Below are 12,181 nucleotides of genomic sequence, written 5' to 3'. Positions count from 1 at the left end.
CAGTAAGTGTTCTCCATAGTTAGAAAAATAGGAGTGCCTCGTCTCAATGATATTAGCTAAAACATAAGCAAAAATTCCAGGGACCGCGTATCCCTAATACTTGCTTACACGTTTAAGCAAAAAGATCAAAAAAATTCCGAAGCGATCTCGGTTCAAAAAATGATTTATAATTGGTGTATATCAAACTTAAGCTTAAACGTTTAAACAAACAAGCAGTTTTTTGTATTTCCTACAACAATTCCATTAAAAAGCTTTGGATAGATTTTCAGAAATGGCATTTAAGCAGGTGAGAATGCACTTTTTGATCAATTCAAATTTTGCTTCGTGATAAATTCTTTACAATAGCTACCTGAAAAGCACTAATCAATTTGGTTTTCAAGATAGTGATACTAAAAGTCTGAAATTAATTAAACAAATGTTTCAATTAATATTTTTATGTTAATCGATTAAGCATACCTTTACGCAATGAAGAAGAAGGTATCCATCAAAGATATTGCACAAACTGTGGGTGTTTCTACCGCGCTGGTTTCTTACGTGCTAAATAATAAAGAAAAAGAAGCACGTGTTGGAAAAGAAATAGCCCAGGTAATAAGAGATACAGCTGTGGAGATGGGGTATCAGCCTAACCAGATCGCCAAAAGCCTGAAAACAGGAAAATCGCATACTTTTGGATTAATTGTCGCAGACATATCCAATCCGTTCTTTGCTAATCTTGCAAGGAATGTTGAAGACGAGGCGAAGAAATTTAATTATACCGTGATTTTTGCAAGTGCGGATGAAAATGCAGAGAAATCTCAAAACCTGATTAATATTTTAACAGAAAGGCAGGTTGATGGTTTTATCATTGCACCGGCTGAAAATTCACAAGACCAGATTGAGGCACTTCTAAAGAACAATATTCCACTGGTACTTATCGACAGGTATTTTAAAGGCCTGGACACCAATTATGTGGTGACTAACAATTATGAGGCCTCTTATCATGCTGTTAGCCATTTAATTGCAGCGGGAAAAACAAATATCGGCATGGTCGCTTATAAAACAGATTTAGTTCATATGCTGGATAGAAAGCGGGGTTACCTTGATGCAATTAAGGATAATAAGCTGTTAAAAGCTAAAACTCCGTTGATCAAAACAGTTGATTTTAATGCTAACCAGGAAGAGATAGCAGTGGGTATTCGTGAACTGTTTGCTCAGAATCCTGCAATGGATGCGCTATTTTTTGCAACAAATACCCTTACTTTAAAAGGATTGAAATCGTTAAATAAAATGCAGTATAGGGTTCCTGACGATGTAGCTATTGTATGTTTTGATGAGAGTGAAGCTTTTGATTTCTTTTATTCTCCCTTAACCTATATAGAGCAGCCATTACTTGAAATGGGTAAAAAGGCTGTTCAGATCTTAATTAAAAACATAGCTGATAAGAAAAGTCTCAATACTCAGATAAGCATCCCATCTAAATTAATTGTTAGACAATCAAGCGCTACGGTTAAAAAGGATTAATTTAATTCCCTGTGTACATGCTAGAACGAGAATGTTACATCAAACCCTAAAAAAAAAATAAAAAAATATTTGTTCGTTTAAACGTTTAAGCTTAAGTTTGATTACACAATCAAATTATAAACCATTTAAAACCGAAGTGCTCAGCATTTTTTTTTATCCTTTTTAGCTTAAACGTGTAAGCAAATTCAAATTTCAGTTATTTGGAGTACACAATTTCAAGAGAAAAGCGTATTAAGTAGCCGAGGTACATCGCAATTTAAAATTATGAGAAAGCTTTTATTACTAATCATCGCAACCATTTTTGTTCTACCGGCAGTTGCGCAAAAACCCCAGAAATTTGATGGCCTTGATATGAATCTTGGTAATCTGTCTCGATTATCTGATGCAAAAACCAGGTCTATTAGTCCGGAGAATTTCACCGGCGAAAAAGGCAAAGGCGGAATGGCTGACCCCGTAAAAAGTAAAGGGCAACGTAATGTAGCCAATGCAGCAAACGAAGCCCGTGATTTGGGAATTGGCTGGAAAGTGAATCCTTTTATAATTGTTAAAAGCGGAGAAACCGTAACTATCGCAGAAATGGAAGGTCCGGGTGCTATACAGCAGATCTGGATGACACCCACAGGAAACTGGCAGTTCTCTATTTTGCGCTTTTACTGGGACGATGAGAAAGAACCTTCTATTGAAGCTCCTGTAGGTGCATTCTTTGGAATGGGATGGGGAGAATATGCTCCATTAAACTCCCTGCCTGTAAGTGTTAACCCGGGAAGTGCTTTTAACTGCTACTGGAAAATGCCTTTCAGAAAGAAATGCAAAATCACTCTTGAAAACATTAATCCAAAAGATGATATGAGGTTATATTATCAGGTAAATTACACACTTACTCCAGTTGCGGATGATGAAGCTTATTTTCATGCACAATATAGAAGATCGAACCCTAACACCACATCTGTTCATACTATAATTGATGGCGTAAAAGGCAAAGGGCAGTTTGTTGGCCTGTATATGGGACTTGGTGTAAACAATAATGGATGGTGGGGAGAAGGTGAAATTAAGTTCTTTTTAGATGGTGATAAAGAATATCCTACTATAGCCGGAACAGGAACGGAGGATTATTTCTGCGGATCTTATAATTTCGACAGAGGCGGTAAATATACAGAATACAGTACTCCATATGCCGGTTTACATCAGGTAATCAGGCCAGACGGAACCTATAAGGCGCAGCAGAGATTTGGAATGTACAGATGGCACATCATGGATCCAATACGATTTGATAAAGATCTTAAGGTGACCATTCAGGATCTGGGATGGAGAGATGGTGGCAGGTATCTGGCACAGAAATCAGATATCATGACTGTTGCTTATTGGTACCAGACGGAACCTCATGGTAATTTCCCTAAATTCCCTTCGAGAGATGAACTCGAAGTAAATTAATCCTGACACTTTAAAACTCAGAACATGAAATTGCTGAAAATTCCATCACTATTGCTGGCAGGAATGATGATCATATCTTGTCAGTCGACCACAAAAAAACAAAATGATATGAAGGTTTTTGAAAAGGGCACGTTTGGCTACGATTTAAACTTTTTGAATGAAAATGACAGTATAGTTGTTTTAAAGAATGATGACGGAAGCGCTCAGCTTGCTTTATCGCCAAAATATCAGGCAAAGGTATTTACTTCAACTGCCGAAGGGCTTGATGGCAAAAGTTTTGGCTGGGTTAACTATAAAGCCTTTCCTTAAGATAAAGCTGGAAAGAGATGTAGAGATTCTGGAAAAGAATAACATCGAGAAAGTATTAAATATTAGTTTGGCTGGTAAAGTGAGCTCTGTTGCCTTTAAAACACAAAATACCATCACTAATAGCGGCACCAATGAATGGACAGAGAAAACAGGGGCTCCTTGTATCTGGAGTTTAGACATGTTTAGTCCATCACCTAAAACTGTAATTGTTATTCCATATATTGAAAGTGCCACCGGTAAAGTAGCTACTACAGATTATTTTGGAGAGATTGCTAAAAACCGTATCACTTACAAGAATGGAATTCTGTTGTTCAAAGCCGATGGTAAATCACGTGGCAAACTCGGCATTCCTCCTGGTAGGGTTAAAAATGTTGCCGGTAGTTATGCAGCGGACCAGAATGTGYTTACCATCACGATGTTTGACATAAACAACAAGGCAAAATACTTAAACCAGGAATGGACACCAGACAAAGATCCATTTACTGGCGATGCCATGAATGCCTATAATGATGGACCTTTAGCAGATGGCTCGCAAATTGGACCTTTTTACGAATTAGAAAGTGTATCGCCGCCTACATTCTTGAAACCAGGAGAAAAACACACGCACATGCATAGTGTATTTCACTTTACAGGGGACAGAACCGCTTTAAATGAAATTGCAGTAAAGGTTCTTGGTGTATCTCTGGACGAGATAGCGGGAGCGTTTAAAGATTAAAATCATGTATTCGGATAGCTGGTGGGCGCTTCAATATCTCACCAGCCTTTATCCGAAATTTAACCAAATAAAGATCAGAATATGAACAAATACCCTAAGGTAGGCATTCGGCCTATAATAGATGGCCGTTTGGGAGGCATTCGTGAATCCCTGGAGGATACCACAATGAATATGGCCAAAGTAGTAGCAGCATTATTTAAGCAAGAATTGAAGTATCCTGATGGCAGCCCTGTGGAATGTGTCATCGCAGATTCCTGTATTGGCGGAGTTAAAGAAGCAGCTGCATGTGCAGAAAAATTCAGAGATAATAATGTAGGAGTATCATTATCGGTTACGCCATGCTGGTGCTATGGTTCAGAAACTATGGACATGGATCCGCTATTGCCTAAGGCAATCTGGGGATTTAACGGCACAGAAAGGCCAGGCGCAGTATATTTGGCAGCAACATTGGCAGGCCATAATCAGAAGGGCTTGCCAGCATTTGGGATTTATGGAACTGATGTGCAGGACCTGGGAGACGCTGTGATTCCTGCCGATGTTAAAGAAAAACTACTTCGCTTTGCGAAAAGTGGTTTAGCTGTTGCAATTATGAAGGGCAAGTCATATCTGGCTATAGGTACAGTTTCTATGGGAATTGCAGGTTCAATTGTGGATGCTGATTTCTTTCAGGACTATTTGGGCATGCGCAATGAATATGTAGATTCCTCTGAAGTTTTAAGACGCATACAACAGAATATATTTGATCAGAAAGAATACGAGAAGGCTTTGCAATGGACCAAAAAATACTGCCTGGAAGGAGAAGATTTCAATCGGTCTGAGAAAGTGAAATCAAGAGAAGAGAAAGACAAAGATTGGGAATTCGTAATTAAGATGACGCTTATTATTCGCGATCTGATGATTGGGAATGATGCGCTTGTTAAAATTGGTTATGCTGAAGAAGCCCAGGGACATAATGCAATTGTTTCTGGCTTCCAGGGGCAACGCCAATGGACAGATTTCTTACCTAACGGGGATTTTCCTGAAGCCATACTGAATTCTTCATTCGATTGGAACGGAATAAGGGCACCTTATATGGTTGCAACGGAAAATGATGCACTAAATGGCGTTTCTATGCTATTTAATTATCTTCTGACCAATACCGCGCAAATATTTGCTGATGTACGTACTTATTGGAGTCCGGAGGCTGTAGAACGGGTATCTGGCTGGAAGCCTAATAACCTTGCAGAGGCTGGATTTATTCATTTGATAAACTCAGGCTCAGCAACTTTGGATGGCACAGGAAGACAAACAGTGAATGGCAAACCTGTGATGAAGCCGTTCTGGAGCATTGATGAACAAGAGGCTGAGGAATGTCTGAAAGCAACCACTTGGTATCCTGCAAATCTCGACTATTTTCGTGGGGGAGGCTATTCATCCAATTTTCTTACCAAGGGAGAGATGCCCGTAACCATGTGCCGACTAAATCTGGTTAAGGGCCTTGGCCCCGTACTTCAGATTGCCGAAGGCTGGACAGTGGATTTACCTGAAAACGTACATAAGGTATTGGATGAACGTACTGACCGTACCTGGCCAACAACCTGGTTTGTTCCGCGTTTAAACGGAAGCGGTGCTTTTAAAGACGTTTATTCAGTTATGTCGAACTGGGGCGCCAATCATGGAGCGATAAGTTATGGGCATATTGGAGCTGATCTGATCACCCTGGCCTCAATGCTCAGAATTCCGGTAAACATGCATAATGTTGCTTCAAGCGATATCTTTCGCCCTTCAGCATGGTCTTCATTTGGACAATCTGGCTTTATACAATTTTCATTGTACATCGGTTATCTGGCTATGGCTGTGCCAGCCGGGTTGTTTATGAAGCGATTCGGTTATCAAAAAGGAATCATTTTAGGGCTGGTTTTATTTGCCATTGGTGCCTTTCTTTTTTACCCGGCAGCTAAACTACAAGCATTTATACCATTTCTGCTTGCATTATTTGTACTGGCATGCGGACTGGCTTGTCTGGAAACTGCAGCCAATCCTTACTCAACTATTCTTGGGCCAAAGGAGTATGCCGCAAGACGGATCAATATTTCTCAATCTTTTAACGGTTTAGGTTGGATATTGGGCCCTTTAATGGGCGGCTTGTTCATCTTTGGAACCGAGCATACGCCTGGCGTAGATAAATTCGATTCCATGGTTAAGCCATACATGATGGTTGGTGGAATCGTTGTGGTTGTTGCATTGATTTTTATGCTCATCAAGCTTCCTGAAGTGAAAGAAGCCAGTGACACCGAAACAGCCGAAGATCCGCCGATGCGCAATTTACTGAAGCACCCGGCTTTTGTATTGGCTGTAATTGCGCAGTTTCTTTATGTGGCTGCCCAAACCGGTGTTAATTCGTTCTTTATTAACTATGTAACAGAGACCATACCTAATGTAACAGGACCAGTTCAGGATATAATGCAACACTTAGGTTGGTTTGGTGAAGTGTTTACACCAAAAAATCCTGAGCAGGCAGCATCTCTTATTCTTGCAATTGGCGGCATGGGCCTTTTTTGGATAGGCCGCTTATCTGGCTCATATATGATGAAATATTTATCGCCGCAGAAACTCCTTGGAATATATGCCTTGGTTAATACAGTATTGGTATTTATAGTATTATTAGAGATAGGATGGTTTTCTGTAGTAGCCCTATTTTTTACTTATTTCTTTATGTCGATCATGTTTCCGACAATCTTTGCCTTGGGTATATATGATTTAGGGCCGTTAACCAAAAAAGGAGCGTCATTTTTGGTAATGGCAGTTGCAGGTGGCGCGTTTTGTCCGCCGATAATGGGCCTTATAGGTGATCACTTTGGGATGTCTATTGCCTTTATCATACCAATGGTATGTTTCGCATTTATTGCCTGGTATGCTATAAAAGGAATAGGGAAAAAGATTGACGCTAAAAACATTTCATTGCAGCACCATTAAACAGAGTCAAATGACAAATCAAGATTATTGTATAGGAGTTGATTTTGGAACAGATTCTGTCAGATCCATTATTGTTAATGCACATAATGGTGACGAAGTTGCTTCGTCTTCGTTTATCTACCCAAGATGGAATGACGGACTTTATTGCAACGCCAGTCAGAATCAATTCAGGCAACACCCACTAGATTATATTGAGGGGATAGTACATACTATAAAAGAGTGTTTAAGGCAGGGTGGAACATTTGTAGCTACAAATATCAGAGCAATATCTATCGCTACCACAGGCTCGACTCCGATAGCCGTAAATGACAAAGGAATTCCACTGGCATTGCTACCTGAGTTTGAATCTGATGCTGATGCGATGTTTATTCTTTGGAAAGACCACACCGCAGTTAAAGAAGCTTCCGAAATTAATGCACACGCAAATAAACATAACCCTGATTACACTTTATATTCCGGAGGTATTTACTCCTCAGAATGGTTCTGGTCGAAGCTATTACATATCCTGCGAAAAAACGAGCTTGTCAGAAATGCTGCTTATACCTGGGTTGAACATTGTGACTGGATGCCATTTCTGCTAACCGGAGGTAAAAAAGCCACGGAAATAAAGCGAAGTGTATGCGCCGCCGGACATAAAGGTTTGTGGGCCGAAGAGCATGGTGGTTTTCCTCCTGATCACTTCTTCTCTACACTTGATCCACTATTAACCGGATATTCGGCTACTTTAGGTAAGGAGGTTTATACCTCAGATAAAGCAGCCGGTAGGTTAAATGGAGAATGGGCTGAACGATTGGGATTGAGTACAGATGTTTTAGTGGGTATTGGTGCAATCGATGCACATATGGGTGCCGTAGGTGGACAAATAGAACCTTATTACCTGAGCAAAGTAATTGGTACATCTACCTGTGATATGTTGGTTGCACCAAAAAAAGATATAAAAGAAACCGTAGTTAAAGGAATATGTGGACAGGTTGATGGCTCTATTATTCCCGGAATGATAGGCATGGAGGCTGGACAGTCGGCCTTTGGCGATGCATATGCTTGGTTTAGGAATCTTTTATCATGGCCTTTACAGCATTTAGTTTCCGGTTCAGCTGGAATTGATGCAGCAAATTCGAAAATAATTCCGGAGAATATTTCTCAGCAGCTATTGGCTGAGTTGGAGAAATATGCGGCGGCATTAGAATTTAATGATCAGAGTGAACTGTCTGTTGATTGGTTTAACGGCCGCAGAACACCTGATGCCAATCAATTACTGAAAGGTGCGATAACAGGTATAAACCTGGGGAGCAATGCGCCTTCCATATACCGATCAATTGTAGAAGCTACCTGTTTTGGCTCAAAAAGTATCTCCAACAGGTTTAAAGCTGAGGGCATTGCCATAAACGGTTTGATAGGTGTGGGCGGTATCGCAAAGAAATCACCATTTGTAATGCAGACGCTCGCAAATGTCATGAATATGCCTATCCGTGTCCACCAGTCTGAACAGACTTGTGCACTGGGAGCCGTAATGTTTGCCGCAACCGTTGCGGGTATCTATTCTAATGTGAATGAAGCAATGAACGCAATAGGGAAAGGATTTGATAAAACCTACCATCCTGATGACAGACTGGCACATTTGTATGACTTGAGGTACGAAAAATATGAAAGATTAGGAAAATATCTGGAAACAACTATTTAATTATAACCATCACTAATTATAGTACTGATGAAAAATAATGATAACAGACGTTCATTTATAAAGAAAATAACCATCGGCGGTATCGGACTCACTGCGATGCCATCGGTGATGATGGCCGAAGCCGGAAGCGATACGCCTGATAAGGTAAATGAAACTTTACAGGCGTCTTTAAAACAGGATGAAAAGAATATAAAAAGAGCTTATAATACCAGCTATAAAAACGAAAATCTCAGAAGAGTAGCATTTCCGATTGGTGGTTTGGGTTCTGGGATGTTCTGTTTAGAAGGTAGCGGAGCCATATCTCATATGTCTATTCGCAACAGACCTGAAATATTTCATGAGCCCAATATGTTTGCCGCAATTGCTGTAAAAGGCAAACAAACGGTAGCACGGGTATTGGAAGGGCCAATTGAAGAGTGGAAGATGTTTGGTCAGCGCGGTACGGGTAATGGGGCTAGCGGGAGTAACTACGGTTTGCCAAGATTCAACAGTGCTGTATTTACAGATCGGTTTCCATTTGCAACTATTGATCTTGAAGAAAAGGACATACCGTTAACAACACAGATTTTGGGATGGAGTCCATTTATTCCAACTGACGAAGACAACTCAAGCTTACCAGCAGGTGCATTAGAATATAAATTCACAAACAATACTTCAGAAACTATTGAAGCAGTCTTTTCTTATAATGCAAGAAATTTTGTGTTACAGGGCGGCCAAAAAGGAGCCATTAAAAAGTTATCAAATGGATTCATTCTGTCGCAGGAAGGAACAACTGAAAAACCACATTTAAAAACAGACTTTGCTATTTTCACCCATGAACCTGCAACTGTGGATTATTGTTGGTTCAGAGGTGGATGGTTTGACCCTTTAACCATGGTTTGGAATACAATTAAAGAGGGAAAAGTTAAGGCTCAGGAGCCTGATTCAGATGCACCTGGTGCTTCGTTATTTGTTCCGTTTAAATTAAACGCAGGAGAACAAAAAACCATCAGGCTTATGATGGCCTGGTATGTTCCGGATTCAGATCTTCATATTGGAGATGTGGTCGTTGATCCAAAAAAGGCTGAATCGGCGGATTGTTGTGTAACCCCCTATGCAATTGGTTTGGAAGAGAAGTCAACTTACAATGATCGAAATTACAAACCCTGGTATAGCAGTAAATTTAAAGGCATAGAAGAGGCTGCAGCTTATTGGAAAGATAATTATGAGGAACTGCAAAAGAAGTCAGCAATATTCCGTGATGCTTTTTACTCGAGTACTTTACCTCCGGCAGTTGTTGAAGCCGTTGCGGCAAACCTGACTATCCTTAAATCGCCAACAGTATTGAGACAATATGATGGTCGTTTGTGGAGCTGGGAAGGGTGCGGAGATGATGGTGGGTGCTGTCATGGTAGTTGTACACACGTATGGAATTACGCACAGGCAATTCCTCATCTTTTTCCATCCCTGGAAAGGAGTTTGAGAACTACAGAGTTCTGTGAAAATCAAAATTTTGAAGGGCATCAGCAATTTAGGGCAAATATGCCTATTAGTCCGGCTAAACATGATTTTCACCATATGGTTAAAAAAAATATATCCAATGGTAAAAACGAGCATGGATTATGCAATTAACACCTGGGATCCAAGAAGCAAGGGAATTGTCGAAGAGCCGCATCATAATACCTATGATATTGAGTTCTGGGGACCTGACGGGATGTGTACGAGTTTTTACCTGGGAGCCCTTAATGCAATTATTAAGATGGGACAGTTTCTTAAAAAAGATATATCAAAATATAAGACACTCTACACTGCCGGCAAAAAGTTCATGGAAAGTGAGTTATATAATGGAGAATATTTTAATCAGAAAATTCAGTGGACAGGGTTAAACGCGCCAAATCCAGTAAATGAAAAATCTTTTGCTACTCAATATACTGCTGAAGCATTAGAAATATTAAAGAAAGAGGGACCAAAATATCAGTATGGAACAGGTTGCTTATCTGATGGTATTCTTGGCGGATGGATTTCCAGAATGTGCGGACTTGAAGAACCGTTGGATGTTGAAAAGACCAAAAGTCATTTATTATCTGTTCACAAATACAATCTGAAGGCAGATTTAAGTGACCACGTAAACCCTCAGCGTCCATCATATGCTGCAGGGCATGAAGGCGGCCTTTTGTTATGTTCATGGCCGAAAGGAGGGATGTTGTCTCTGCCCTTTGTTTACAGCAATGAAGTGTGGACAGGAATTGAGTATCAGGTAGCATCCCATCTGATGCTTATGGGGCAAGTGAATGAAGGTCTGGATATTGTAAAGGCTTGTCGCGACCGATATGATGGCCGAGTGCGTAATCCTTTTAATGAATATGAATGTGGGCACTGGTATGCCAGGGCAATGTCTAGCTACGGAATGATACAAGGGCTTACCGGAGTACGCTATGATGCCGTAGACAAGACCTTACATGTAGATTCCAAAGTAGGAGATTTTACCAGCTTCCTATCGACAAATTCAGGTTTCGGTACAGTAAGTTTTAAAGATAATAAAGCATCACTTAACATTGCTTACGGTAAAATACCAGTTAAAAAAGTACTGATAGCAGGTAAAGAAACACGATTGTCGTAGTTGTAAAGTATATAAATTAAAATAGAAACGATGAAATTATATCTGATCGGCGGTTTCCTGGGTAGCGGTAAAACAACGGCTATTCGAAATGCATGCGCTCAATTAATGAAAGAGAATGTGAACGTTGGTGTAATTACTAACGACCAAGGGGTTCAGTTGGTAGATACCAGATTCATCCGTAATGCAAATATTCCAGTAATGGAAGTGACCGATGGTTGTTTTTGTTGTAATTATGATAAAGTAGACAGTTTGATTGAAATACTAAAAGAAACCAATCACGCTGAAATTGTATTTGCGGAATCAGTAGGATCCTGTACAGATATGATTGCCACAGTGGTAAAACCACTGCAAAAATTTCGCAAGGATATAGGAACCGTAATCTCTGTTTTTGTTGATGCAAATGTGTTACCGACGATGCTCCAGGCTGCACCGTTATTTGTGGATAGTGTGACTTATATTTATAAGAAACAAATTGAAGAGGCAGATATCCTTATTGTCAATAAGATTGATTCTCTGACTAACGATGAGTTAAACAAGATGGAACGTTTGGTAAATAGTAAGTTTCCTGAAAAAACAATTTTGTTTCAAAATTCGCTTGATATAGAAAGCATAGACCAGTGGTTAATTACACTGGAAAATTTTAAAGCAGCCACCAGAAACTCTTTGGAAATTGACTATGATATTTATGGTGCAGGAGAAGCAGAACTTGCCTGGCTTGATATTGAATTGGAATTGTTTGCTGATGAAAGTAATGTGTTTGAGGCAGGAGTTGCACTTGCAAAGGAAATTCATTGGGAAATAACCGAACAGAAATTGCCAATAGGCCATTTAAAATTCTTCGTTGACGATGGAGTGCAACAAAAGAAGATAAGCTTTACAGCGGGAAGTCAAAACGCAATAACTGAGGTTACAAAATCGTCTTCTTCAAAGGTAGATATACTGATCAATGCAAGAGTGCAAACTGGACCGGAACATCTTGAAGCTTTGGTGT

9 protein-coding genes are annotated in these 12,181 nt (G+C 40.0%); all 9 read left to right on the top strand.

The genetic code is table 11. The annotated features are described in order from the left end of the window. The first annotated feature begins 465 nt into the window (after positions 1-465). Complete coding sequence (locus tag AC1DDX_RS24255; protein WP_172662736.1) at positions 466-1,500, top strand: substrate-binding domain-containing protein; 1,035 nt, start codon at positions 466-468, stop codon at positions 1,498-1,500. Positions 1,501-1,764: 264 nt separating this feature from the next. Beyond that, positions 1,765-2,931: a glycoside hydrolase family 172 protein gene (locus AC1DDX_RS24250; protein WP_048905699.1), complete on the top strand. Its 1,167-nt coding sequence runs from the start codon at positions 1,765-1,767 to the stop codon at positions 2,929-2,931. Between the two features lie 24 nt (positions 2,932-2,955). Next, positions 2,956-3,240 (top strand): DUF6786 family protein, encoded by a 285-nt coding sequence (locus tag AC1DDX_RS24245; RefSeq protein ID WP_477622740.1) that lies wholly within the window; start codon positions 2,956-2,958, stop codon positions 3,238-3,240. Beyond that, positions 3,197-3,955 (top strand): DUF6786 family protein, encoded by a 759-nt coding sequence (locus tag AC1DDX_RS24240; protein ID WP_477622739.1) that lies wholly within the window; start codon positions 3,197-3,199, stop codon positions 3,953-3,955. The genes AC1DDX_RS24245 and AC1DDX_RS24240 overlap by 44 nt, the downstream gene beginning before the upstream one ends. A gap of 81 nt (positions 3,956-4,036) precedes the next feature. Continuing rightward, positions 4,037-6,910 carry an L-fucose isomerase gene (locus AC1DDX_RS24235; RefSeq protein WP_477622738.1) on the top strand — a complete coding sequence of 958 codons (2,874 nt, stop codon included), beginning with the start codon at positions 4,037-4,039 and terminating at the stop codon, positions 6,908-6,910. A 10-nt stretch (positions 6,911-6,920) separates the two neighbouring features. Then, complete coding sequence (locus AC1DDX_RS24230; RefSeq protein ID WP_477622737.1) at positions 6,921-8,591, top strand: ribulokinase; 1,671 nt, start codon at positions 6,921-6,923, stop codon at positions 8,589-8,591. Between the two features lie 27 nt (positions 8,592-8,618). Next, entirely contained in the window at positions 8,619-10,202 is a 1,584-nt protein-coding gene (locus tag AC1DDX_RS24225; protein WP_477622736.1) for a GH116 family glycosyl-hydrolase, read from the top strand. After that, positions 10,171-11,190, top strand: a complete 1,020-nt coding sequence (locus AC1DDX_RS24220) for a GH116 family glycosyl hydrolase (RefSeq protein WP_477622735.1) — start codon at positions 10,171-10,173, stop codon at positions 11,188-11,190. The genes AC1DDX_RS24225 and AC1DDX_RS24220 overlap by 32 nt, the downstream gene beginning before the upstream one ends. A gap of 30 nt (positions 11,191-11,220) precedes the next feature. After that, the coding region (locus AC1DDX_RS24215; protein WP_477622734.1) for a GTP-binding protein at positions 11,221-12,181 on the top strand (961 nt) is incomplete at its 3' end.

This window comes from Pedobacter sp. 10L46_2, assembly GCF_056395165.1.
Note: the sequence above shows the minus strand (reverse complement) of the source record. Positions and strands in the feature narration are given on the sequence as shown.